Raw genomic sequence first — 24,225 nt, forward strand, 5'->3', positions numbered from 1 at the left:
AATGGGCTTTGAAAGACCGCCTATATGAAGGTACACTGACCAATGTGCGTATGCACAAACAGGTGCCAATGTATATGAAGCGCCTGTACCTGGAGGATTTGGCTGAAATCGAACGGGTTCAGCAAACGGTTATCGACTCGCTGCCAGAGAAAAATACGTTGCAGCCGTTGTCGACTGAAGAATTTCTGTTTATTTTGCAGCATAACGGGCTGATTGTCGGGGCTTTTGTAGAAGGAGAGCTAGTGGCTTTTCGGGCACTACTCGTTCCGGAAATTGACGAGGAGCATCTTGGGCGCGATATCGGGCTTTCTGAAGAAGAGCTTGGCAACATGATTTATCAGGAAATTTCGGCTGTCGCTCCCGATTACCGTGGAAACCGCCTTCAGCAGAAGTTGGCCGAAGTGGTCATGAAGGAATTGAAGAAACTGGAGAAAAAATTCCGCTACGTGGCCTGCACAGTGGCACCGATGAATATCCCGAGCCTGAAAGATAAATTTACGCAGCACATGCACATCGCTGCGCTAAAGAAGAAGTACGACGGCTTGGAACGCTATATCCTTGTAAAAGATCTCGAACAGCCAAATGCAGATTACGGCAATCAAGTCACGGCACCGATCGACGATCTACAAAAACAGCAAGAATTACTAAATGAAGGATATGTTGGAATCGGCTTCCAGATGGTCAAAGGCTTTCATGCGCTGCAATTTGCCAAACCTCTTAGTTGATCGGTAATTTTTTTTAAAAAGCGACTCGAATTGTGGAACACTCCAGCGCTTTCCTGTAAAATTATCAGAAATTCACATAAATTTATCTTCAAGAGGAGTTACGATATGAAGTTGCAATTTGCACAAATCCCCGGGGTACGCATATTAAAATCATTCGGGCCAGAGTCAGTGGACATCCAAGCGATTGTCTATAACTCTTCGGCTGCACGGAATGGTTCTGCATTTTTTTGCGTCATCGGGGAAAATACAGACGGACATCTATACATAGAGCCTGCCATCGAAAACGGTGCGCAGGCGATTATCGGCTCCAACGAGGAAATTCTATCCCATCAAGCCAAGCTTTATCCTTCTGTCAGCTTTGTGTTGGTGGCGGATGTGCGCAATGCACTCGCACACACCTCAGATTTCTTTTTCGGCTCGCCGCAGCATGATTTGTTTAAAATCGGCGTGACGGGAACAAATGGCAAGACTACAACGGCTACCTATGCCCGCAATTTATTCAATTTGCTGGGAACACCTTGTGGATTTATCGGCACAACGGGCGTCGAGACAGCTCAAGGCAAAGTGCCGTTTGAGAAAAGTACGCCAACCACGCCAATCGCTTCAGACATCCACCAGATTTTCTCCATGCTGGTCGATGCCGACACGCAGGCAGTGGCGATGGAAGTGTCTTCGACTGCGTTGGATCAGCAGCGGGTGGAAGGAATCGTTTTCGATGTAGCCATCCATACGAATTTATCCGAGGAGCACCTCGAGTATCATAAAACTTTTGAGCATTACCGGGAGTCCAAGTTGAAGTTGTTTGAACGTGCGAAAGCAGCTGTCGTCAATCTTGACGATCCCGGTTTAAGCGGGGGCATTTTAGCAGTGGCGGATTATCCGGTGCTGAGCTATAGCCAAGATCCGTCGAGCGGCGCTGACCTGATCTGGGGAAATTACAGCGCATCTGCACAAGGCATGCGCTTTGAGTTGAATTATAGAGGTGATATCCGGATCATTGAAGCTCCGCTATTTGGCGACTACAATGCCGCGAATTTGACGGCGGCGATTGCGACTGCCTTACACGCAGGGCATTCAATCGACCAAATCATTGCGGTCTTGCCGAATATGCCTCAAGTAGAAGGGCGTTTTCAAGTGATCAGAGGCCCTGAAGAACGGACCATCATTTTGGATTATGCCCATACGCCAGTCGCGATCGATGCGGTCTTGACGGAAGCCCGTAAATTGCCCCATCGCCGCCTGATTGCACTGATTGCCGGAATCGGTATCCGGGATTTTGCCAAGATGCCGAAAATGGCAAAAGCGTCTGAAGGGAAAGCAGATGTCTTGGTCGTTACAGTTGACCATCCGGGTTACAACGATCCGGAAGAAGTTGTTTCGGAAGTGATCAAGGGCTTCAGTGTCCCGTACATGCAAAAAGTGCTGAAGGCGCCAACGCGCAAACAGGCAGTGGAAAAAGCGCTCGCGGAAAGCGGGCCGGAAGACATCATCTTGCTGTCGAGCGGCTGTATCAACGGCGCCCAGATTATTAAAGGGGAACATATCCCGCATTCAGATGAAGCGATAATCGAAGCGTTTTTCTCGAGCAAAACCGGGGGATTTTAGCGGCGAGGGTCGCTTTTTTCGGGTGGAATGTGTTTAATAGAAGAGAAGCTAATTAAAGACTAAGAATTGGAGTGAATGGAATGCAGTATCGTACAGAAAAAGACACGATCGGTGAAATTCAAGTTGAAGCTGACAAAATGTGGGGCGCGCAAACTCAGCGCAGCGTCCAAAACTTTGCCATCGGAACAGAACGTATGCCCCATGAAGTGGTCATGGCATTTGCTCAATTGAAAAAAGCGACAGCTAAAGCGAACCACAAGCTCGGCAAGATGTCTGACGCAAAAATGCGCGCCATCGAAACAGCTGCGAACGAAGTGATCGAAGGCAAATGGAACGACCATTTCCCGCTCGTCGTTTGGCAGACAGGAAGCGGCACGCAGTCCAATATGAACATGAACGAAGTATTGGCACGCCGCGGAAACGAAATTTTGGCGGAACAGGGATCGGATGAAAAACTTCACCCGAACGATGATGTCAATATGTCCCAAAGCTCGAATGATACATACCCGACGGCGATGCACGTTGCGGGCGTTCTAGCGGTTACGGAGCAATTGATTCCAGCGGTCCAGAAGTTGAAAGCGACGTTGGATGAAAAAGCGAAGAAATTCGACGACGTCATCAAAATCGGCCGCACACACTTGCAAGATGCTACACCGCTGACATTGGGCCAAGAGATTAGCGGCTGGCGCCATATGTTGGAGAAAAGCGAGCGCATGATCAAAGAAAGCGTCGAGCATATGCGTGAACTTGCGATCGGCGGAACAGCTGTCGGAACGGGCATCAACGCAGACCCGAAATTCGGCGGCTATGTTGCGGAATTCATCGCAGAAGCGGTCGGCACGGAGTTCACTTCAGCGGAAAATAAATTCCATGCACTGACAAGCCACGATGAAATGGTTTATGTGCACGGTGCGGTCAAAGCGCTTGCGGCGGATGCGATGAAGATTGCCAACGACGTACGCTGGCTCGCAAGCGGTCCGCGCAGCGGCATCGGCGAAATCACGATTCCGGCAAATGAGCCGGGCAGCTCGATCATGCCGGGGAAAGTCAACCCGACGCAAAGCGAAGCCTTGACGATGGTATCGGCCCAGGTCATGGGCAACGACGCTGCGATCGGATTTGCAGCAAGCCAGGGGAACTTTGAACTCAACGTCTTCAAACCGGTCATTGCATACAATTTCCTGCAATCGGTCCGCCTGTTGACGGATTCACTTGTTTCTTTCAACGATAATTGTGCAATCGGCATCGAAGCGAACTTGGACGTCATCGAAAACCACGTGAAGAATTCCTTGATGCTCGTCACTTCGCTCAACCCGCATATCGGCTACGAAAAAGCGGCAGCGATTGCTAAACAAGCACATAACGAAGGTACGACGCTGAAAGAATCAGCAGTTAAGAGCGGCCATTTAACGGCGGAGCAATTCGACGAATGGGTTCGCCCGGAGAATATGGTAGGAAAATAATGCAAACAGCCGGGATTTTCCCGGCTGTTTTTTTTGTGGAACAAGGAGTTTGGCGGCAGGAAATAGAAGTAGAGGGAACAAGGAAATGAAAAAGTAAGACACAAGAAATTACAGAAGAGGTGCAGTATGCAAAAACCATTTATTACATCATGGAGCGGTGGCAAAGACTCCGCTTTAGCATTTTACCGCGCGGTTCAGCAAGGGCATGTGCCGATTGCGTTGTTCACCATGTTTGAAGAAGACGGAGAACGCTCGAAATCCCATGGGCTGAAAAAGCAGATCTTGGAAGCACAAGCGGAACGGATGGGCTTGCCTTTAGTGATCGGGCAAGCCGACTGGTCAGGATATGAAAAAGAATTTATTCGCCACTTGCAGCATTTCAAGGAACAAGGCATCGAAATGGGTGTGTACGGGGATATTGACCTGCAGGATCATCTTGATTGGGTTGAAAAGGTCAGCAAACAGGCAGAACTTGATGTCTTGCATCCCTTATGGCAAGAAGCCCGCCGCTCACTGTTGGAAGAACTGGTCGAAGAAGAGTTTAAAGCCGTCATTACAGTGGTGGATACTGCGCGTGTCGGGGAGGAGTTTCTCGGACGTGCTTTCACCCGTGAGCTGATTGAAGAACTCGAGGCACTCGGCATCGATGCTTGCGGAGAGGAAGGGGAATTCCATACCACATTGGTGGACGGCCCGATTTTTGTTGAACCGTTGCCAGTGGAGTTCGGAGATATCGTGCGCAACGGGCAATACGCAATGCTTGAAGTGAAACTTCAAACAGGGGAGTGATCGAATGTGATCCAGATCATCAGTGTAGAAGAAAAGCATATCCGCCAAATGTCTGCATTGCTTTCAAAACGCCAGTCGCGGGAGCGAAAGATTTTCCCGTATCTGCCGGATAAGTTCGAGGAAATCGACGAGGCGGAGATTGTCATCCGCAAATTGCTCGAGCGCCCATACGTCAGTGGCGTGGTCGCTGTCCGCGGCATTGATGTGATTGGATACCTGATTTATGAATTCAAGGAAGAAGCCCATCGCGGACGCTATGTATGGATGGATTATGAATCGATCGCCATCAGCGAGCATGAAAACCCGCGTCTGTTGCGCTTATTATATGCGGATGCTGGAGCGGAATGGGTTAAGCATGGCTATTTCCACCATGTGCTGATGGCGCCGCTTGGGGATGAAATGGTGTTCGAGCAATGGCTCGATCAAGGATTCGCGTTCGAGCAAAAATACGCGATCCTGTCCCTGGATGATTACGAACCGAAAAACGGCACGTTGCCCGAACTCGAATTTCGGCGCGGCACGAAGGCAGATGCGCCGCTTTTAAAAAAGATGGCGGTGTGGAATAGCATCCATCAGGCAGCTGCACCTTCTTGGCATCCAATTACGAGAGAAACGATGGAAAACGTTCAGAAAAGCTATGTCGCGCTGACGGAAGACGAAGAAGCCTATCTATGGCTCGTTAACCAAGGTGAACAGGCTGCCGGCTTCCATGTGTATTTCCGCAAGGAGGATCCTTTTAGTTTGGTGACGCCTGAAAATTGCGTGGAGCTGCCAGCTGCTTCGACCAACCCGGATATGCGCGGTCGCGGCATCGGCCGCGCACTGGCCAATCATTGCTTCGGTGAATTGAAGAAAGAGGGCTATGATTATATTTTTGCCGACTGGCATACACCAAACCAAATGGCTTCCTATTTCTGGCCGCGGATGGGTTTCCAGCCCGTCATGGTCAGAATGTCGCGCCAGATCGACCCACGCATTTCATGGGCGCATGGCCATGATTGAATAGTGAGCATCGCTTTACTTGCTCGTGGAAACTAGCTTCGTTATACTCGTAGGCGCGTTCGAAATGACGATATTTCCCAGGCCTTTTCTTGAAAAAACTACATTTCTGTGTAGTTTTTTCTTTTTTTACGATTACAGTGCAAAACTGTCGGGAAGGCAAGAAAGGGATTAAATAATTGAGGGGGATTCGATGAAAAAGAAAGGCTTGATCGATTACCGGATTTTTCTTCCGGCTTTGATCATCATCATCGCAATCAGTGTTCCGCTCGCACTTTATGAAAGCCGTTCACTGGAATTGCTGAATGGGATTTTTACGACAATTGTTGAAGTATTCAGCTGGGGCTATCTGTGGTACGGCATTATCCTGGTCGGGGCGGCGCTGTATTTTTCCTATTCCAAATACGGCGATATCGTTCTCGGTGACCCAGCAGAAAAGCCGCGTTTAACTTTGTTCGAGTACGCATCCATTTTGATTGCCATGGGGCTCGGTTCGACGATCATGCGCACAGGCATGTTGCAATGGACATCCGTGGCGAACAACCCGCCGGCCGGAATGGACGCGGGTTCACCGGAATCGATTTTAATGGGCAATGCCTACAGCATGTTCTTATGGGGCTTCCAAGTATTCGCGATTTTCGTCATGATCGCCCCGGCGATGGCTTATACGCTGCACGTCAAGAAAAAGCCGATGATGCGTATGTCCGAAGCGGCTCGTCCGGTTTTCGGCGATAAGTTGACGGATGGTTGGGCAGGGCGCCTGCTCGACATCCTGTTCTTGCTCAGCATCATGACAGGGGCTGCGGTAACGCTCGGCTTGGGCGCACCGATCATCACGTATAATCTTTCTGCGTTGATGAACATTGACGTAACGTTCGGGTTGACGCTCATCGTCACCATCGTCTGGGTGGCGCTGTTTTCCATCAGCGCTTATCTCGGTGTGGAAAAAGGCATCAAACGGCTCAGTACCTTCAATATCTATTTAGCTGGTGCCTTTACGCTGTTTATTCTATTGGCTGGGCCTGGTGTCTTTATCCTGAATTATTTCTCAGACAGCGTTGCGTCACTGTTCACGAATTACTTGAGTTTTTCACTCAATACGGACTCAGTTTACCAAGGTGCGGCGTCGCATGTGCAAAGCAATACGGTGTTCTGGTTTGCTTACAGCGCCACATGGGCGATGCTGCATTCGGTGTTTGCGGCCCGTATTTCAAGAGGGCGCACCATCCGTGAGATGATCATGACCTATCTATTGGCGCCGACGCTGTTGTCATGGATTGCGACGGGCGTTCTTGGCGGGCTCGGCGTCCACCGGTATTTGACGGGTGAACTGCCGATTTTGGATATGGTGAAAGAAGAGCGGATGGCGGTCATTCCTGAAATTCTTTCGACCTTGCCGCTTGGCGGATTGGCGATTGTGATTTTCATTATCGTCGCGCTCATCTTCCTGACGACTACGCTCGACTCGACGACTTACACGATTGCTGCTTATACGAGTACGCTTGATATGAGCAAAAACGAACCGCCGAAAATTTTGCGCATCCTCGTTGCCGGCATCATCACCGTCATTTCACTGGTGCTCATGAGAATCGGCGGCTTGGCACCGCTCGAAGTGGTGTCCGGCTTGATGGGCTTGCCGATCATTTTCATCACTTTCCTGATGATTTATTCGGCGAAGAAAATGATGGACCAAGACCGTGCGTGGCTCAATAATGTGCGAGACAAGGAAACGCCTTTGAAACGGTCAAAACAGAAAACGAAAAGTGAATAATTAGTCGAATGATTGAATAAACCCAGTCTTCCCCATCATGAGGGAGCTGGGTTTTTTTAATGCAAGGACTCGGATGTGCCGAGGAAATTCTGGACAAATTCGATTTTAGCGTGGAAGATAAAGGTATCGCTATCGATTTCACAGCTTGCTATCTCTGTGTTAACACACAAGCACGCCAAATTACCGACTCATTAAAGGGGAGTGTTGAGAAGTGTACAAGAAAATTTTACTTGCTGTAGATGGTTCCGACCATTCAGTCCGCGCAGCTAAAGAAGCTGTGAAATTAGCTAAAGGATCGGATGATTCGCAGATTACCATCGTCTTTGTAGCAGATCACGACAATGCAAAAAACGAAGTGCTTCATAGCGGCAGTTCAGCAGAGTTGGATTTCCAGCGCCGCAAGAAATTGCAGCCTGTAGAAGAAGCAATCGGAGCAGCCACTATCAAATACCGCGTAGAAATACTACACGGTACACCAGGACCAACAATCGTTGAGTATGCCAATAAAGAATCGTTTGACGTATTGGTTATTGGCAGCCGTGGCTTGAATTCCTTGCAGGAGATGGTGCTCGGCAGCGTCAGCCACAAAGTGGTCAAGCGCGCGAACTGCCCGGTACTGATCGTAAAATAAGAAAAAGGGCTCCCGAGTGGAGCCCTTTTTGCTGTAGCAGGCAGAAGGGAGAACAAGGTGAAACATACTGCGCCAATACATACGCCGTTTTATTATGGCTGGGTCATCGTCGCGATTTCGGCGTTATCGTATTTCTTTTCGGGACCCGGTCAAACCTTTTCCAATGCCATTTTCATCGATTATTATATTGAAGAGTTCGGATGGAGCCGCTCCACGGTGTCAGGGATTTATTCTGCGGCTACATTGCTCGCAGGTTTCCTGATTTTTATGGTCGGCAGGCTATTCGATAGCCAGGGAGCACGCAAGATGGCGGTCATCATCTCCAGCTTGCTGGGGCTCGCCTGTTTGTTTAACGGATTGATCGCCAACACTTTCATGCTGTTCATCGGCTTCTTTTTGATTCGCCTGCTCGGGCAAGGCTCGATGTCACTCACGCCGAAGTCGCTCGTGCCGCAATGGTTCATCGCCAAAAGGGGACGCGCGCTCAGCCTCGCAGCACTCGGGGCGATGGTCGGCTCTGCCGTCTTTCCATTGCTCAATGTATGGCTGATCGAAACCTTCGATTGGCGCATTGCGTGGATGTTGCTCGGCGCGTCCGTGTTGGTTATTTTTACGCCGCTTGCGTTTTTGCTGATCCGCAACAAACCCGAAGATATCGGCTTGCGTCCTGACGGGGAAGTGATTCCTGAAGGGGAAACCGCAGAGAAGAGTTTGTCGGCAGATATTAGCTGGACCGTGAAAGAAGCGCAGAAAACCCGCGCCTTTTGGTTGCTGCTGTTTTGCGTCGCCACGCCAGCCTTGGTGAACACCGGAATCACATTCCATTTAGTATCGATTTTTTCACAGCAATCGCTGACGCCTGAAGCAGCAGCGACGGTACTTAGCTTGATGGCGGTCGTCGGATTTCCGGTAACGTTTTTGGCCGGCTATTTGCTGGATAAAATCGAAGTGCGCTGGATGCTGGTTGCCTTGTTTGTTGGAGAAATCATTTTCATTTTGCTGCTCCAGCAAGCGACGGTTCTGTCGTTAGCAATCCTGTTCGGCGTCGTATGGGGAGTTGTGTCAGGGATTGAGCGGGTCACCTTAAGTATTGTCTGGCCCAATTATTACGGCCGCCAGTATATCGGCAGCATCAGCGGCATCGCGATGGCGATCATGGTCATCGGCTCTGCTTTAGGGCCTTTGCCGTTCGGCTTGTTTTACGATTTCCTTGGCGGCTACGATGAAGCATTAAGTTTTCTGCTCATCATTCCGGCCTTAGCGATCGTCGCTTCCATCCTGGCAAAACCGCCCGTGAAAGAAGAGTTGAAAACCGGACAATAAAAAAGAGCGCTCAGGCGCTCTTTTTTAATTCTCCAAATAACGATACAGAGTGGATTTGCTGATGCCGGTCTGTTCTTTGATCTCGGCCAAGCTATAGGATTTGCTTTTATACATTTCAATCGCTTTTTTGACATTGGCATCCGGCTTGCGCGGTCGCCCGGCGTGCATGCCTTTTTGCTTGGCTTCCGATAAGCCTGCTTTGGTCTTCGCGCTGATGGAATCGCTCTGGAATTCGGCGATGGATTTCGCGATTTCCAAAAATGAAAACGACGTTCCTTTCGCGGTATCGATATGTTCTTTAACGGCATGAAGGAACGCGCTTTTTTCTTCGAGCGCTTCAACCAGGTCCACCAATTGGCGGGTTGAATCTGCCAGCACATGGAGTTTCATCACGATGATGCGGTCTCCAGGGCCGACAGCTTCAAGCATGCGTTCCAGCTCAATCCGCTGTTTCGGGGAACTGTGGGATTCTATATGGATGACATCGCAGCCGAATTCTTCAAATAGGGTGCGCTGCTTTTGACAATCTAAATCTTCTTCAATGGCTCTTGCATAACCGATTCGCACGTAAAAAACTCCTCACTGTACAAAGTGAATATATTATAACATATTAATTTTTTTGTAAAAATGGACCCAAAAAGGTTCCATTAATGGAGTGTCGGTGCTAAACTGTTTTCATTGTGAAAAAATAAGGTTTTCAGGATATGGAGAAACGTTCAAATAAAGAATAGAGGAGCTCGATTACGTGAAACAAAGTCTTAAAACCCAATGGTTCGGGAATATCCGCGGCGATATATTGTCAGGGATTCTCGTCGCTATTGCACTTATTCCGGAAGCCATTGCCTTCTCCATCATTGCAGGGGTCGATCCGATGGTCGGTTTGTATGCTTCCTTCAGCATAGCGGTCATCATCGCCTTCGTCGGCGGGCGGCCCGGCATGATTTCGGCCGCTACAGGCGCGATGGCGCTATTGATGGTGCCGCTTGTCCGTGACCACGGGCTGGAATACTTGCTCGCTGCCACGATTTTGACAGGGGTCATCCAGATCCTGTTCGGCGTCTTCAAAGTGGCAAGAGTGATGAAATTCATCCCACGCGCTGTCATGATCGGCTTTGTCAACGCGCTGGCCATCTTGATATTCATGGCGCAAGTGCCGCATTTCATCGGCATCAACAATATGACCTATCTCTTCGTGGCTATCACGCTGGCCATCATCTACATCGTGCCGCGCTTTTTCAAAGCCATCCCGGCCCCGCTTATCGCGCTGGTGGTGTTGACGGCAGTGGCCATCTATTCCGGGTTCGAATTGCGCACAGTGGGCGATCTCGGCACGATCAGCCAGACGCTCCCGAGCTTCTTGTTGCCGGATGTGCCATTCAACTTGGAAACCTTGTCGATCATCTTCCCGTACTCACTTGCGCTGGCGATTGTCGGCTTGCTCGAATCGCTCTTGACGGCGAATATCGTCGATGACATGACCGATACAACAAGTGACAAGAACAAAGAAGCCAGAGGGCAAGGCATTGCCAACTTCGTCACCGGTTTCTTCGGCGGAATGGCGGGCTGTGCGATGATCGGGCAATCGGTCATCAACGTCAAATCGGGCGGCCGTGGCCGCTTGTCGGCACTCGTTGCCGGTACGTTCCTGATGTTTTTGATCATCGTTCTCGGCAATGTCGTTGTGCAAATCCCGATGCCGGTGCTTGTCGGCATCATGATCATGGTATCGATCGGGACATTCGACTGGGCTTCGTTCACTTACTTGAAAAAAGCACCGAAAACCGATTCCATCGTTATGGTCGCAACTGTCGCCATCGTCGTTTATACGCACGATTTATCGATTGGTGTACTGGCGGGCGTCTTGCTAAGCGCCATCTTCTTCGTCTCGAAGATTTCCAAGATCAAAGTGGAAAAACGCTTGTTGGATGCTACACAATACCGCGTGGAAGGGCAATTGTTCTTCGCTTCGGTTGAAGACTTCCTAGAGAAATTCGATTTCGATATCGAACGCGAGAAAGTGATTATCGATTTCACGGATGCCCATATTTGGGACGATTCCGGCGTCGGCGCCGTCGACAGGGTCGTGCTGAAGTTCCGCGAAAATGCCAATGAAGTGGAAGTGACCGGCCTGGATGCCGGAAGCCAGAAACTGATCGATCAATTGGCGATCTTTAAAAGCTCGAATGCTAAACTACCCACCCATTGATGAAATTATAGAGAAGCCCGTCCTTTCAAAAAGGACGGGCTTCTTTGCGTCTGGACACATCAGCGGAATCAAATAATAAAAAAAATGTAAAGCGTTCACCTTTTAGAAATATTTTCTATTTAAACAATTTTTTTATACTATATAATAACCGTAAATGGGTTTTACAGGAAAAGAGGAATCATTTTGAAAAAGACATTCATCGGGGCAGCAATCGTCGTGCTGTTATTGCTATCACCATTTCTTATCTGGCTGTTTCAAGGAAGCGAGCCTTTGAACGTGGCGATTGTCGACAAAACCGTCCCAACGGAAAATTACCGCGAACATAAGGGACTGACTTGGATCTTGAACCATAACCGTTATGTTAAAGAGGATGAGTCGGACTACCGCGCAGATACCGATTACTTCGGTTTTATGCCGAATGAAAACGACAAGGATTATGAAATTCGGGGCATCGAGGAACTCGGATCGGGCTATGATTTGATTTATTTGGCTGATGCCTATGGGGTATATGAAGACGATCTCCCTTGGCAAGAGGCCAAAGGTGAACGCTCCGAGCTCATCTATGGCGGCTTGGAGATGGCTGAATGGCAAGCGATCAAGCAGCAAGTAATCAATAAGGGCAGTGATTTAGTCGTTGAATTCAATACATTCGCTTCCCCGACAGATGCTGCTGTCAGCACGGATATGGAAGAATTTTTAGGCATCAAGTGGAGTGGCTGGAGTGGGCGCTATTTTCCTGACTTAGCAGGTGCCGAGGTGCCTGCATGGATTGTCCAGAATTATGAACAGGAGGCAGAAGATTGGCAGTTTACGGGCGGAGGGTTCGTGCTTGTTGAAGATGCCAGTGGCGAGATTGTTGTGTTGTCTGAAGAGCGGGGCGATATCGAAAATGCCGGACTGCACGTGAAATTCACAGAGCCTGGGCAAACGGCTTTCGGTCTTCAGGAAAGTCCGACATTCGATTATTGGTTTGATATCAATGAAGTACAAGGACAGACCGAAGTGCTTGCCGAATACGAATGGTCTCTCGGCGAAAAAGGCCAAGCGGCGCTTTCTGAACGCGGGATTCCGGAGAATTTTCCGGCCGTCATGTACACGACTGTAAATGATGCAGACGTCTATTATTTTGCTGGCGACTTTGTTGACGTCGAGGATGTGCCGTCATTCTACCAATACGGGGGGCTTGCCAAGATGCGGGATTGGATGTCATTTGGCGGCAACGATAGTTTTTATTGGAAAACGTATGTGCCAATGATGGAATCGATTCTTGCGGACAGTTCAGGAAAAGAGCGGGAAACGCCGTCACAAGTGTCGTCGGCAGCTGAAAAAGACGGGATTTCCTATCCATCGCGTGTAAACGGCGAGCAGTTTGAAGTGTTCGAAGACGGTGAGTGGAAAGAATTCACCGTCAAAGGCGTCAATATGGGCATGGCAAAACCCGGCACCTTCCCTGGCGAAGCAGCGATCACTCGCGAGGAATATGACCGCTGGTTCAAGGCAATCGGGGAAATGAACGCCAATGCGATTCGCGTCTATACGCTCCACCCGCCTGCTTTCTATGAAGCCTTGGCCAAGTACAATGAATCAGCCGAAACGCCACTCTATGTCTATCACGGTGTATGGATTGATGAAGGGCCGCTAGAAGAAACCTTGGATGCGTTCACGCCTGAAATTACGGAACGTTTCCAGCAAGAGATGAAAAAAGTGGCGGATGCCGTTCATGGTGATGCTGAAGTTGATGAAGAGCCGGGGCATGCTTCCGGAACTTACACGGCAGACATTTCCGATTACGTCATCGGCTGGATGATTGGTATTGAATGGTATCCGTTTACAGTCGACGAGATGAACCGTAAATATCCGGATCTTGGCGAGTTTTCGGGCACATATATCGAAACCGAAGATGCCAATCCGATGGAGTATTGGATTGCGGAGCAGCTGGAAGTTTTAGCTGCCTATGAATACGAAACCTATGACAGCATGCGACCGCTCAGCTTCACGAATTGGGTGACGACCGATAATGTCGACCAACCGTCAGAGCCGAGTGAACAAGAAGACTTGGCGACGGTCGATCCAAACCATATTCGTACGATCGGTGAATTGGACGAAGTAGGCATGTTTGCATCGTATCATGTCTATCCATACTATCCGGATTTCCTGAACTTAGAAGAGAAATATACGGAATTTATCGACCACCGCGGCGAACGCAATAATTACGCGGGGTATTTACGTGATTTGAACGAATCGCACGATATGCCATTGTTGATCGCGGAATTCGGTGTGCCGGCTTCAAGGGGCATGACCCATAAAAATCCTTTCGGCTGGAACCAAGGCTTTATTTCCGAGAGTGAGCAAGGGGAAATCGCCAGCCGTTTGTATGAAGATATCCTCGAAGAAGGAATGCTTGGCGGTTTGGTATTCACTTGGCAGGATGAATGGTTCAAGCGCACATGGAACACGATGGATTATGACAATCCCGATGAGCGCCCGTTCTGGTCCAATGCCCAAACAAACGAGCAGCAATTCGGCTTGCTCAGCTTTGACCGCCATAAAGTGAAAGTCGACGGCAAAGACGATTGGCAGGATGGATCACCGCTGTATGAAAAAGAGCAAGGCGCCTTGCGCTCGCTATCGATGGATTCCGATGAGCGCTATGTATACGTCAAAGCAGAGTTCGATCCACAACAGGAGTGGTGGAATGAAGACCGCTTGAACTTGTACTTCAGTGTGCGGGAAGATCAAGGAATCGAAGTGGCAGATAGTTTCCTGGCTGATTTCGAACTGACCATCGATGGGGAAGAGTCGGCGATCAATGTCGCTGGCGATTACGACACCTTCTATTACGATTACTACGAACAGCTTAAAATGATTCCAAAAGAGCCGAATATTGAAAACAACTTCCACCCAATGCGCTTAGCGCTGAATAAGGAATTCACGCGGCCAGACACAGGAGAAGTCTATCCTTTCGAGTATTATGAAACAGGGAAACTGCGCTTTGGCATAGCCGATCCTGAAGCCGATCAATACGATTCCTTAAACGACTATTACTATTCAGAAGAAACCGGGATTTTGGAAATCCGGATTCCGTGGATGCTGCTGAATGCCAAAGACCCGGCGAAAAAAGAATTCACGGGCGATTTGCAAAAAGACGGCATCGCGGCGAGCATGACCGTTGAAGGCATAAAAGCCGCAGCGGTTCTTGAGAATTCAAATGGAAAAGAACTTGAATCGATGGGACTGGACAGCAGCAAGCTTTATTCATGGGAAGCATGGGAGCTGCCGCAGACACAGGAACGCTTGAAAGAGTCCTATTACATTTTGCAAGAAACGTTCAAAAATACTGAGTGAAGAAAAGACCCAATACCGGGCTGCCCCAGAACCGTTAGGAACAACTAACGGCCTTGAGGCAGTTCGTACTGGGTCTTTTTTATGGTGAACAGCTTCGGCTATTTCATTTACGAAAAAACAATTGAAAATAATTCTCATTTAGTTATTGAAAGTGGTTTTTATTCTGCTATACTAATAAATGTGGTTAAGTGATAATGATTATCAGTATCATCTGATCATTGAAGGGAGCGATTTTTCAAGAGTTACCGAAGAAAGATTACATAATGCACAACGGATGTCCATCATCCAATAATTTCAATAGAAGAGGAGACGGAAAAAATGAAGAAATGGATAACGGCAATTTTAGTAGCAATGATGTTTGCAGTTCTTGCAGCTTGTGGGGCAGAAGAAGAGGCGACAGACAGCCAAACGGCGGATGCACAAACAACGGAAACGGTTAAAGTGACGCATGAACTGGGTGAGACGGAAGTACCGAAAAACCCTGAAAAAGTCGTCGTATTCGATTTTGGGATTCTGGATACACTTGATCAATTGGGAGTAGAATCTGTTGCAGGCGTTGCACAAGGGAATATTCCTACATATTTGGAGCAATACGAAGACACTGAGAAATACGAAAACATCGGCACATTGAAAGAAGCAGATTTTGAAGCGATCCACGCTATGGATCCGGACTTGATCATTATCTCCGGGCGCCAAGCGGAAATGTATAACGAGTTCAGCGACATCGCACCGACTATTCACTTAGGCGTAGATACAACAGATTATATGAACTCGTTCACAACGAATATGGAAACGGTCGGGGAAATTTTTGGCAAAGAAGCGGAAGTTGAAGAAGAGCTTGCAGCCATCAACGAGCAAATCGAAGGCATTAAAGAGAAAACAGCGACTTCTGATGAAAAAGGCTTGATCGTTCTGGCCAATGAAGGAAAAGTCAGCGCATACGGAGCAGCTTCACGCTTCGGTATCATCCATGACGTGTTTGGCGTCAAACAAGCGGACGAAGGCATCGAAGCGTCTACGCATGGCCAAAGCATCACGTATGAATACATCCTCGATACGAACCCGGACATGATGTTTGTCGTCGACCGCAATGCAGCAGTCGGCAATGACGCAAGCGCGAAAGATTCATTGGAAAATGAATTGGTCCAGAAAACGAATGCTTATCAAAACGATAAGATCATTTATTTGGATCCGGATTACTGGTACCTATCCGGCGGTGGGCTGCAGTCTGTCAGCGAAATGGTCAATGCCATCGAATCTGCATTTTGAGTATAAAAGCCCCGGCATTCCCGGGGCTTTTTCTCAATCATAAGGAGGAATAGAGATATGGAACAAATCAATTCTTATATCAATAAAGTGTTTGTCGAGCAAGACGAGGTGCTGGAAGGAGTGCTTGCCGCCATTAACGCACAAGGCATGCGGCCGATTTCGGTATCGCCAGCGTCCGGAAAACTGCTGACGATGCTCGTGGCGATGACGGAAGCGGAACGGGTATTGGAAATCGGCGCACTTGGCGGCTATAGTGGGATTTGCCTGGCGCGAGGCTTTGGCGAAAAAGGCCATTTGACTTCGCTGGAACTGGAGCAGGACTATGCGGAACTGGCAAGCGCCCATCTGGCAAAAGCGGGATTCAGTGGGCAAGTCGATTATTTGACTGGCCCTGCCTTGGAGAGCTTGGCGCAATTGAAAAACGACGGACGAACATTCGATTTCTTTTTCATCGATGCCGACAAGGAGAATTACGAAAATTATTTAGCCGCTTGCTTGGAGCTTGCAGAAAACGGGGCATTGATTGTCGCCGATAATGTATTAGCAGGGGGAAGTGTGGCAGATGCGGGCATTCAGCGCCAGCATACCGAAGCGATGAAGAAGTTCAACGAAACGGCTGCAAGGCATCCGCAATTGGAGTCGATCCTGCTGCCGGTCGGCGATGGATTGCTCGTGTCGAGAGTGAAAAAATGACAAAAGGACGGAAGGCGTGAGAGCCTTCCGTCCTTTGCTCGATAAATAGAGCAGAATTTATTCGTATTTGCGGAAAAAGGCGAGCGTGCCGTCGATGATCCGTTGTTGGTCGTGATCAAGCGTCGCCACATGGTAGCTATCCGGCATTTCGATAAGGTCTTTTTCTTCAGATGAAATATGCTCGAAAATGAATGTTGAATTAGCCGGTGGAACGACATGGTCTTCCGGCGAGACGAACAGCAGGGTAGGGCAATGGATGGCCGACAGGTTTTTTCGGACCAAATCCATGAAGGGCAGGATCTCCTTAACGGAAGCGACCGGTGTTTTGTCGTAGGCAAGCTCAGTGATTCCCGGTTTTTTGATATCGGATCCGATGGCGTCCAAAAAGCGCACATCCTGCAACTCCTTAACGCCCTCCATGTCTGGAACTTCAACAGCAGCGTTGATCAAGGAAATGGCAACGATCTCCGGATGGTTTTCCGCCATATAAAGTGCGAGAGTGCCGCCCATCGACAAGCCAGCCACGAAAATCTTATCGCAGCGCTCCGACAGCCAAGCGTAGGCCTCCTCGACAGAAGCGATCCAGTCCTGATACGTGCTGGTTTCCATATCTTCATAATGCGTCCCATGCCCTTTAAGGCGCGGGGCATAGACGCTATATCCTTCGTTCGCGAAAGCCTCAGCAAGCGGGCGCATGCTTTGAGTCGTGCCGGTAAAGCCGTGGGATACGAGAATCCCTGTTTTCCCGCCTTCGGAAATAAACGGCTCTGCGCCGGGAAGAACATCAAAATGGTGTGTCATCCAAAAACCTCCTTTTAGGTAGTCCTTAAGTATTCGTTGCTTTTTGGGAAAGTCCTGCCCATTCAACTGCCTCAAAAAGGAATGCTATACTAATGGAAGAATAATCAACTGGGGGAGATCGCGTGCAAAACGTACAGGAATATACGCAATTGATCGAGCAGTTCGAGAACGGCCCTTATTTCCAAATGCTCGGTTTTGAAATCGACCGGGTAGAGTATGGCAAGGCGTCCATACGTTTGAAGAAAAAACCTAAAAATGACAATATGCAAAATATGCTGCACGGCGGCGCGATCATGTCGGGAATCGATATCGTCATGGGGCTTGCCTCGCGCTCGCTCGGAAGCGATGCGGTTTCGACGATTCAAATGGAAGTTCGTTTCATCAAAAGCTTGGCGGAGGGAACGGCCATTTTCCACGCTGAAATGCTGCATCAGACGAACAGTACAGCGGTCCTCACAGGACGCGTTGTCAGTGATCAAGATGAATTATTGGCCTATAGCACAGGCACGTTCAAATTATAAATTGTGATCGCTCCTATTCGCTTCTAGCGAATAGGAGTTTTTTGATTGGCTGCAATTGGAAGCCGTTCTCTTGACCCACCAGCCGCGGCTTGTTATAATTACTTTTAATTAAAGATATTTTAATTCGAAGTAAAGAGGTGAAATATAAATGGAGTTCTCCAACCAAAACCTGAAAGCTGTAACGGTTTTGATTCGCGCTGCGGATGCGGTCCATGATGCCATTAAACGCGACGTGGCGGGATACGGCTTGAATGCGACCGAATTCTCGGTGCTCGAACTGCTCTATCATCAAGGCCGGCAACCGATACAGGCAATCGGCAAGAGAGTGTTGATTGCAAGCAGCAGCATCACCTATGTGGTCGATAAGCTGGAGCACAAGGGCTATGTCGAACGGGAAGCGTGCAAAGAAGACCGGCGCGTGACTTATGCGCTTTTGACGGACGACGGCCAGGAATTGATGAAGCGGATTTTTCCTGAACATGAACGGCAGATGGATAAAGTGTTTGCCGGACTTGGGCAAGAGGAAGTAGTGGAGTTGATTGAGAAGCTGAAAAAAGTCGGCTACGAGGCACAAGACAGTATGGAACCGAAAGATAGAATATTAAAAGACAAGGAGCGGTATGCATGAACGAATTGAAAGGGATCCACCATGTAACGGCGATTACGAGCAGCGCCGAGAAGAATTATGAATTTTTCACGTATGTATTGGGCATGAGATTGGTCAAGAAAACGGTGAACCAAGATGATATCCAAACCTATCACTTGTTTTTCGCTGACGATAAAGGCTCAGCCGGGACTGATATGACTTTCTTTGATTTTCCGGGAATCCCGAAAGGCTCTCACGGCACGAACGAAATTTACAAGACAGCTTTCCGGGTACCGACGGATGAAGCGCTTAGCTATTGGGAAAAACGTTTCGACAAATACGAAGTGCAGCATACGGCCATAACCGAGCAATTCGGCGTCAAAACTTTGTCGTTCACAGACTTCGATGACCAGCAGTATATGCTCGTATCGGATGAGAACAATGAAGGCGTACAGGCAGGCACGCCGTGGCAGCAAGGCCCGGTCCCGCTTGAATTTGCCATTACCGGCCTTGGCCCGATCCATATCCGCATCGGGCAATTCGATTACTTGAAGGAAGTGCTCGAAAAGGCGATGCATATGAAAGAAATCGCTGAAGAAGGATCGCTTCATCTGTTCGAGATGGGCGAAGGCGGCAACGGTGCGCAAGTGATTGTCGAACATAATGCAGAATTGCCATCCGGCCAGCAAGGTTTTGGCACGGTGCATCACGCCGCGTTCCGCGTGGCGGATCGCGAAGCATTGAACGAATGGACCAGCCATATGCAGGAAATCGGATTCTCGACTTCCGGCTATGTCGACCGCTTCTTCTTCGAATCATTGTATGCACGGGTCGCACCCGGTCTATTGTTCGAATGGGCAACGGATGGCCCGGGCTTCATGGGCGACGAGCCATATGAAACACTTGGGGAGAAACTCTCTTTGCCGCCGTTTTTGGAACCGAAGCGCGAACAGATCGAAAGCATGGTGCGGCCGATTGATACGGTGCGCAGCACGAAGGATATCGAAAAAGAATACCTATAAGAAAAATCCGGCACTGCTCACAATGGGCAGTGCTTTTTTATGAGAAGACAAAGAGGAAAGAATGTCCAAAAAACTGAAATAATGGGACGATTTTGGGAACTTATTCCACTTATGTTCGTAAGTATAGATAGTACAAGGGAAGGGGAGAAGGGCAATGCCGAAATGCCAAAATTGCGGAACAACATGGACATGGGGACAGACCGTCTGCCGCCTGTTCACACTTGGGGAGAGCTTACCTTGCCCGTCTTGCAGGCAGGAGCAATTCATGACGATGGAATCGCGGAAAAAGACCAGTTTGTTTGTCTTTGCCGCTCCGCTCATCATGTTTATTTCGGTCGCTTTCGGTATTGACCCGTTCGTTTCCCTCGCCCTGTTCCTGGCTTCCTTTTTAGTGATCATGGGCATCTACCCATTTTTTATCGAATTGACAGACGAGCGTGGGCCGATGTGGTGACTGGTGAAATCCGAGTTTCTTTATAGGGAATGAGTTGGCTGTGGGCGACAAATGAAGATTCTTTTCTGGACAGCCCCTGAAGCTTGCGCTAAACTTACAGATAATCATCTATAGCGTTCTTCGGGGTCGGGTGAAATTCCCAATCGACGGTAACGGAGCAATCCGAAGCCCGTGAGCCTTTCGGGGCAGGATTTGGTGCAAGTCCAAAGCCGACAGTTAAAGTCTGGATGGGAGAAGAACCGTCAAGCAGCCTACTAGCAATCGCTTAGGTTTATTTGATATGAACTTTCAAGGCCCCTTTCTTTTTATGGAAGGGGCCTTTTTTGCATACTATGGATGATCAACTGAATAGTATTCCTTCGGGGTCGGGTGAAATTCCCAATCGACGGTAACGAAGCAATTCGAAGCCCGTGAGCCTTTCGGGGCAGGATTTGGTGCAAGTCCAAAGCCGACAGTTAGAGTCTGGATGGGAGAAGGAAGAACACGGAAATTATAGAGTTTTCTATAGTTCTATTTCCTATTGTCTTCTAACCCATTGGCTAATCAATGGGTTTTTATTTTGTTCTGAAAGGTGTGATCAAGTGGACGATCAGCAAATCATGAAGCAAGCACTGGAGTTGGCGCGTTCAGCTGCCGGGCAGACGTCCCCCAACCCGCTCGTCGGATCGGTGATTATCAAAGATGGGCGCATCATCGGCATGGGCGCGCATCTAAAAGCAGGGCAAGCGCATGCAGAAATCCATGCGCTGAATATGGCAGACACTGAAGCGCGGGGCGCGGATTTATATGTGACGCTGGAGCCTTGCAGCCATCATGGCCGGACTGGGCCTTGCGCAGATGCGATTATAAAAGCCGGCATTCGCCGTGTCGTCGTCGCAGTGCTGGATCCGAATCCGCTCGTTTCGGGCCAGGGCATCCAAAAGCTTGAAAATGCCGGGGTTATTGTAGAGACCGGTGTCTGCGAGCAGGAAGCTGCGGAGTTGAACCGGATGTTCTTCACCTTTATCCGCAAAAACCGGCCGTTCGTCACATTGAAGCATGCCATCACGCTAGACGGCAAAATCGCTGTATACGGCGGCCGTTCAGAAAAGATTACGGGGCCTGAAGTGCAGCGCGATGTCCACAAACTGCGCTTGCTGCACGACGCCATCCTCGTCGGGGCCCAGACCATTGCACTCGATAACCCCCGTTTGACCAATCGGTTTGCCGGTTCCCCGAAGCAGCCGATCCGCGTCATCTTGGATCGCCACCTGCGCATCCCAATAGAGAGCCACGTCATTCAAGTACCTGATGCCCCTACTTGGATTATCGTCGGATCACAGGCCGATATCGACAGCCGCGGAACATTTCCGGATCATGTCCGCATTCTCCAACTGGACACGCCGGATGTGGAAATCGCTGCCGCATTGGAATTGCTTGCTGAGCAAAAGGTGTTGTCTGTCCTTGTGGAAGGCGGCCAAAAAATCAATACCGCTTTCTTGAAAAGCGGGCAAGTGGATGAAGTTGCTACGTATATTGCACCGATTATTCTCGGTGGCGAAGGAACCGTTTCCGTCTTCGGCGACCTGCAAACCAGTTCTGCGTCAAACGGCATTCGCTTGGAGACACAGAAGGTAGAACGCCTCGGAACGGATCTGAAGATCATCTCCACCTTAAAGGAGTGACACAAATGTTTACAGGCATTATTGAAGAAAAGGGGCAACTCGCCGGCATCAAGCGCGGCGCATCCAGCATGGAAATGACGATCCGTGCAAATGTTGTCTTAGAAGAGACGAAAATCGGCGATAGCATTTCAGTCGAAGGGGTCTGTTTGACCGTGACTTCTTTATCAAGCGGCCGTTTCACGGTGGATGTCATGCCGGAAACCTTCCACGGCACGACCCTTTCTTCACTTAGTACATCCAGTGCTGTCAATCTGGAACGTGCCATGGCGGCGAATGGCCGTTTCGGCGGACATCTTGTCGCGGGCCATATCGATGGGGTCGGCAAGATCTTGCGCAAGCGCCCACAGGAAAATGCCATGTATATCGATATAGCGGCGCCTCCTGAATTGCTTGCGCAGTCGATCGTCAAAGGGTCCGTCGCGATCGACGGCATCAGCTTAACGATTTTCGAACTCAGCGAAAATCATTTGACCGTTTCGCTTATCCCGCATACGGCAGGAGAAACGACTTTGGGCAGCAAAAAAGTAGGCGATTCGGTCAATCTTGAAACCGATATGTTCGGGAAGTACGTGCAGCGTTTTATGGAGCATGCGCCAAAACAACCGATGAACGCCGATTATTTGCGGCGCCACGGATTTTAAAGGAGCAAACCGATGCTAAATACAATCGAAGAAGCAGTAAAGGATTTGCAGGCAGGAAAAGTCATTATTCTAGTAGATGACGAATCAAGGGAGAACGAAGGCGATTTTGTCTGTCTTGCTGAACATGCGACGCCTGAAAACATCAATTTCATGGCCACTCACGGCCGGGGGCTCATCTGCACGCCGGTCTCGCCCGATATCGCCTTGCGGTTGAAACTCGACCAAATGGTCAGCCATAACACTGACCATCATGAAACAGCATTTACCGTCAGCATCGATCATAAAGATGCCAAGACGGGCATCAGTGCATTCGAACGGTCGGACACCATTTTGCAAATGCTCGACACAAAAGCCGTGCCGCAGGATTTCAAACGGCCGGGGCATGTCTTTCCGCTTGTCGCAAAATCAGGCGGCGTTTTCCAGCGCCAAGGCCATACGGAAGCGTCAGTCGATTTGGCGCGTCTCAGCGGCAGCGAACCGGCAGCGGTCATTTGTGAAATCATGAACATTGACGGCTCGATGTCGCGCATGCCGGAACTGGAAAAGCTGGCGGATGAGTTCAATTTGAAACTTATTACCATCGAGGATCTCTATGCGTATCGCGCGGAGAAAGACCCGATCCTCAAGCGGGAATCGAGTGTCCACATGCCGACCGACTTCGGTGAATTCCGCATGGTTGGCTACTCCAACCGGTTAGATACAGAAGAGCATGTCGCCATCGTCAAAGGAAATCCGGAATCGGTGGAAGCGCCGATTGTGCGCATTCACTCAGAATGCTTGACCGGCGATATTTTCCACTCGCGCCGCTGCGATTGCGGGGCGCAACTTACGAAATCGCTTGAATTGATCGAACAGGCAGGGACGGGCATCGTCCTTTACATGCGCCAGGAAGGTCGCGGCATCGGCTTGTTGAACAAACTGAAAGCGTATGAGCTGCAAGAGCAGGGCTTGGATACCGTCGAAGCCAATGAACAGCTAGGCTTCCCGGCGGAAATGCGCGATTATACATTATGCGCTTTGATGCTGAAAGATCTGGGCGTGTCGCGCGTTAGGCTGTTGACGAACAATCCAGCCAAGACAGATGCGCTTATCGAATACGGCATCGAAGTGGAAGAACGGCTCGCGCTCGTCATCCCGCCGACTGAAGACAACACACAATACATGAAAACGAAAAAACAACGGATGCATCATCTAATCGACTAAGGAGTGTTTACAATGGAAACAGTTTACGAAGCAAATTTGATTGGCTCGGATTTAAAAATAGCAATCGTTACAGGGAGATTCAATGACTTTATCACGTCTCGCCTGCTGGACGGTGCCGTCGACGGCTTGGTGCGCCACGGCGTCAATAAGGAAAACATCGATACTGCCTGGGTACCGGGAGCATTTGAATTGCCGCTGGTCGCGAAAAAAATGGCGGAAACGAAAAAATACGACGCCGTCATCGCACTTGGCACCGTGATTCGCGGTTCGACGACGCATTACGATTATGTCTGCAGCGAAGCGGCAAAAGGCATTGCGCAAGCCGGCATGTCGACAGGCGTTCCGGTCATTTTCGGTGTCTTGACGACGGAAACGATCGAGCAGGCGATTGAACGCGCTGGCACGAAAGCCGGAAACAAAGGCTACGAAGCGGCGGTTTCTGCAGTTGAAATGGGCAATTTGATGAAAGCATTCGACTGATCCCAAAGAGCTGAAAACAGGTTTTAGATTGGCG

The 24,225-nt window shown here is 49.4% G+C and carries 22 protein-coding genes and 2 riboswitches; of the genes, 20 read left to right on the plus strand and 2 right to left on the minus strand.

Features of this window, described 5'->3' with window-relative positions; genetic code table 11:
• Positions 1-50 precede the first annotated feature (50 nt).
• The 8 genes from AUC31_RS00425 (at position 51) to AUC31_RS00460 (ending at position 9,306) form a co-directional block, all read left to right on the plus strand.
• On the plus strand, positions 51-725 hold the full coding sequence (locus AUC31_RS00425) for a hypothetical protein (protein ID WP_058383712.1): 675 nt from the start codon (positions 51-53) through the stop codon (positions 723-725).
• A 105-nt stretch (positions 726-830) separates the two neighbouring features.
• Complete coding sequence (locus tag AUC31_RS00430; protein ID WP_058381904.1) at positions 831-2,330, plus strand: UDP-N-acetylmuramoyl-L-alanyl-D-glutamate--2,6-diaminopimelate ligase; 1,500 nt, start codon at positions 831-833, stop codon at positions 2,328-2,330.
• An 80-nt stretch (positions 2,331-2,410) separates the two neighbouring features.
• A complete protein-coding gene (fumC, locus tag AUC31_RS00435; RefSeq protein ID WP_058381903.1) occupies positions 2,411-3,793 on the plus strand; it encodes a class II fumarate hydratase in 1,383 nt (460 codons plus the stop codon).
• Positions 3,794-3,919: 126 nt separating this feature from the next.
• On the plus strand, positions 3,920-4,582 hold the full coding sequence (locus AUC31_RS00440; protein WP_058381902.1) for a Dph6-related ATP pyrophosphatase: 663 nt from the start codon (positions 3,920-3,922) through the stop codon (positions 4,580-4,582).
• Between the two features lie 6 nt (positions 4,583-4,588).
• Positions 4,589-5,584 carry a GNAT family N-acetyltransferase gene (locus AUC31_RS00445; protein WP_058381901.1) on the plus strand — a complete coding sequence of 332 codons (996 nt, stop codon included), beginning with the start codon at positions 4,589-4,591 and terminating at the stop codon, positions 5,582-5,584.
• A gap of 190 nt (positions 5,585-5,774) precedes the next feature.
• A complete protein-coding gene (locus AUC31_RS00450) occupies positions 5,775-7,352 on the plus strand; it encodes a BCCT family transporter (protein WP_058381900.1) in 1,578 nt (525 codons plus the stop codon).
• Positions 7,353-7,563: 211 nt separating this feature from the next.
• Entirely contained in the window at positions 7,564-7,983 is a 420-nt protein-coding gene (locus AUC31_RS00455; protein WP_058381899.1) for a universal stress protein, read from the plus strand.
• Between the two features lie 57 nt (positions 7,984-8,040).
• On the plus strand, positions 8,041-9,306 hold the full coding sequence (locus tag AUC31_RS00460; protein ID WP_058381898.1) for an MFS transporter: 1,266 nt from the start codon (positions 8,041-8,043) through the stop codon (positions 9,304-9,306).
• 24 nt (positions 9,307-9,330) lie between these two features.
• Here AUC31_RS00460 and AUC31_RS00465 read toward each other — a convergent pair whose 3' ends face one another.
• A complete protein-coding gene (locus AUC31_RS00465; RefSeq protein WP_058381897.1) occupies positions 9,331-9,873 on the minus strand; it encodes a recombinase family protein in 543 nt (180 codons plus the stop codon).
• A 178-nt stretch (positions 9,874-10,051) separates the two neighbouring features.
• Between AUC31_RS00465 and AUC31_RS00470 the strand changes: the two genes are divergently transcribed.
• From AUC31_RS00470 to AUC31_RS00485, 4 genes are all read left to right on the plus strand, one after another.
• Positions 10,052-11,512 carry a SulP family inorganic anion transporter gene (locus AUC31_RS00470; protein ID WP_058381896.1) on the plus strand — a complete coding sequence of 487 codons (1,461 nt, stop codon included), beginning with the start codon at positions 10,052-10,054 and terminating at the stop codon, positions 11,510-11,512.
• 183 nt (positions 11,513-11,695) lie between these two features.
• Positions 11,696-14,857 (plus strand): glycoside hydrolase family 2 protein, encoded by a 3,162-nt coding sequence (locus tag AUC31_RS17795; RefSeq protein WP_058381895.1) that lies wholly within the window; start codon positions 11,696-11,698, stop codon positions 14,855-14,857.
• A 318-nt stretch (positions 14,858-15,175) separates the two neighbouring features.
• Positions 15,176-16,126 carry a siderophore ABC transporter substrate-binding protein gene (locus AUC31_RS00480; RefSeq protein ID WP_058381894.1) on the plus strand — a complete coding sequence of 317 codons (951 nt, stop codon included), beginning with the start codon at positions 15,176-15,178 and terminating at the stop codon, positions 16,124-16,126.
• Positions 16,127-16,183: 57 nt separating this feature from the next.
• A complete protein-coding gene (locus AUC31_RS00485) occupies positions 16,184-16,819 on the plus strand; it encodes an O-methyltransferase (protein ID WP_058381893.1) in 636 nt (211 codons plus the stop codon).
• A gap of 57 nt (positions 16,820-16,876) precedes the next feature.
• Here AUC31_RS00485 and AUC31_RS00490 read toward each other — a convergent pair whose 3' ends face one another.
• Positions 16,877-17,620, minus strand: coding sequence for an alpha/beta hydrolase (locus tag AUC31_RS00490; RefSeq protein WP_058381892.1), 744 nt, complete (start codon positions 17,618-17,620; stop codon positions 16,877-16,879).
• Between the two features lie 122 nt (positions 17,621-17,742).
• Between AUC31_RS00490 and AUC31_RS00495 the strand changes: the two genes are divergently transcribed.
• From AUC31_RS00495 to ribH, 8 genes are all read left to right on the plus strand, one after another.
• Positions 17,743-18,141 carry a PaaI family thioesterase gene (locus tag AUC31_RS00495; protein WP_058381891.1) on the plus strand — a complete coding sequence of 133 codons (399 nt, stop codon included), beginning with the start codon at positions 17,743-17,745 and terminating at the stop codon, positions 18,139-18,141.
• Between the two features lie 148 nt (positions 18,142-18,289).
• Positions 18,290-18,769 (plus strand): MarR family winged helix-turn-helix transcriptional regulator, encoded by a 480-nt coding sequence (locus AUC31_RS00500; protein ID WP_058381890.1) that lies wholly within the window; start codon positions 18,290-18,292, stop codon positions 18,767-18,769.
• Complete coding sequence (locus tag AUC31_RS00505; RefSeq protein WP_058381889.1) at positions 18,766-19,749, plus strand: ring-cleaving dioxygenase; 984 nt, start codon at positions 18,766-18,768, stop codon at positions 19,747-19,749. The genes AUC31_RS00500 and AUC31_RS00505 overlap by 4 nt, the downstream gene beginning before the upstream one ends.
• Before the next feature lie 154 nt (positions 19,750-19,903).
• Complete coding sequence (locus AUC31_RS17540; protein ID WP_083509098.1) at positions 19,904-20,203, plus strand: TIGR04104 family putative zinc finger protein; 300 nt, start codon at positions 19,904-19,906, stop codon at positions 20,201-20,203.
• A 112-nt stretch (positions 20,204-20,315) separates the two neighbouring features.
• Positions 20,316-20,446, plus strand: a riboswitch (FMN riboswitch).
• Positions 20,447-20,554: 108 nt separating this feature from the next.
• Positions 20,555-20,685: riboswitch (FMN riboswitch) on the plus strand.
• Positions 20,686-20,784: 99 nt separating this feature from the next.
• Entirely contained in the window at positions 20,785-21,867 is a 1,083-nt protein-coding gene (ribD, locus tag AUC31_RS00515) for a bifunctional diaminohydroxyphosphoribosylaminopyrimidine deaminase/5-amino-6-(5-phosphoribosylamino)uracil reductase RibD (protein WP_058381887.1), read from the plus strand.
• Between the two features lie 5 nt (positions 21,868-21,872).
• The gene (gene ribE / locus AUC31_RS00520; protein ID WP_058381886.1) at positions 21,873-22,508 is read left to right on the plus strand and encodes a riboflavin synthase; all 636 of its coding nucleotides are present in this window, start codon (positions 21,873-21,875) and stop codon (positions 22,506-22,508) included.
• Between the two features lie 12 nt (positions 22,509-22,520).
• A complete protein-coding gene (locus tag AUC31_RS00525) occupies positions 22,521-23,711 on the plus strand; it encodes a bifunctional 3,4-dihydroxy-2-butanone-4-phosphate synthase/GTP cyclohydrolase II (RefSeq protein ID WP_058381885.1) in 1,191 nt (396 codons plus the stop codon).
• A 12-nt stretch (positions 23,712-23,723) separates the two neighbouring features.
• Positions 23,724-24,191, plus strand: a complete 468-nt coding sequence (gene ribH, locus AUC31_RS00530) for a 6,7-dimethyl-8-ribityllumazine synthase (RefSeq protein ID WP_058381884.1) — start codon at positions 23,724-23,726, stop codon at positions 24,189-24,191.
• The last annotated feature ends 34 nt before the right edge of the window (positions 24,192-24,225 follow it).

It is taken from the genome of Planococcus rifietoensis, assembly GCF_001465795.2.
Lineage (GTDB): Bacteria > Bacillota > Bacilli > Bacillales_A > Planococcaceae > Planococcus > Planococcus rifietoensis.

Coding starts and splice junctions, on each gene's coding strand:
- AUC31_RS00425 (WP_058383712.1), top strand. CDS start 51: ATGCACAAACAGGTGCCAATGTATATGAAGCGCCTGTACCTGGAGGAT.
- AUC31_RS00430 (WP_058381904.1), top strand. CDS start 831: ATGAAGTTGCAATTTGCACAAATCCCCGGGGTACGCATATTAAAATCA.
- fumC (WP_058381903.1), top strand. CDS start 2,411: ATGCAGTATCGTACAGAAAAAGACACGATCGGTGAAATTCAAGTTGAA.
- AUC31_RS00440 (WP_058381902.1), top strand. CDS start 3,920: ATGCAAAAACCATTTATTACATCATGGAGCGGTGGCAAAGACTCCGCT.
- AUC31_RS00450 (WP_058381900.1), top strand. CDS start 5,775: ATGAAAAAGAAAGGCTTGATCGATTACCGGATTTTTCTTCCGGCTTTG.
- AUC31_RS00480 (WP_058381894.1), top strand. CDS start 15,176: ATGAAGAAATGGATAACGGCAATTTTAGTAGCAATGATGTTTGCAGTT.
- AUC31_RS00485 (WP_058381893.1), top strand. CDS start 16,184: ATGGAACAAATCAATTCTTATATCAATAAAGTGTTTGTCGAGCAAGAC.
- AUC31_RS00490 (WP_058381892.1), bottom strand. CDS start 17,620: ATGACACACCATTTTGATGTTCTTCCCGGCGCAGAGCCGTTTATTTCC.
- AUC31_RS00500 (WP_058381890.1), top strand. CDS start 18,290: ATGGAGTTCTCCAACCAAAACCTGAAAGCTGTAACGGTTTTGATTCGC.
- AUC31_RS00505 (WP_058381889.1), top strand. CDS start 18,766: ATGAACGAATTGAAAGGGATCCACCATGTAACGGCGATTACGAGCAGC.
- AUC31_RS17540 (WP_083509098.1), top strand. CDS start 19,904: ATGCCGAAATGCCAAAATTGCGGAACAACATGGACATGGGGACAGACC.
- ribE (WP_058381886.1), top strand. CDS start 21,873: ATGTTTACAGGCATTATTGAAGAAAAGGGGCAACTCGCCGGCATCAAG.
- AUC31_RS00525 (WP_058381885.1), top strand. CDS start 22,521: ATGCTAAATACAATCGAAGAAGCAGTAAAGGATTTGCAGGCAGGAAAA.
- ribH (WP_058381884.1), top strand. CDS start 23,724: ATGGAAACAGTTTACGAAGCAAATTTGATTGGCTCGGATTTAAAAATA.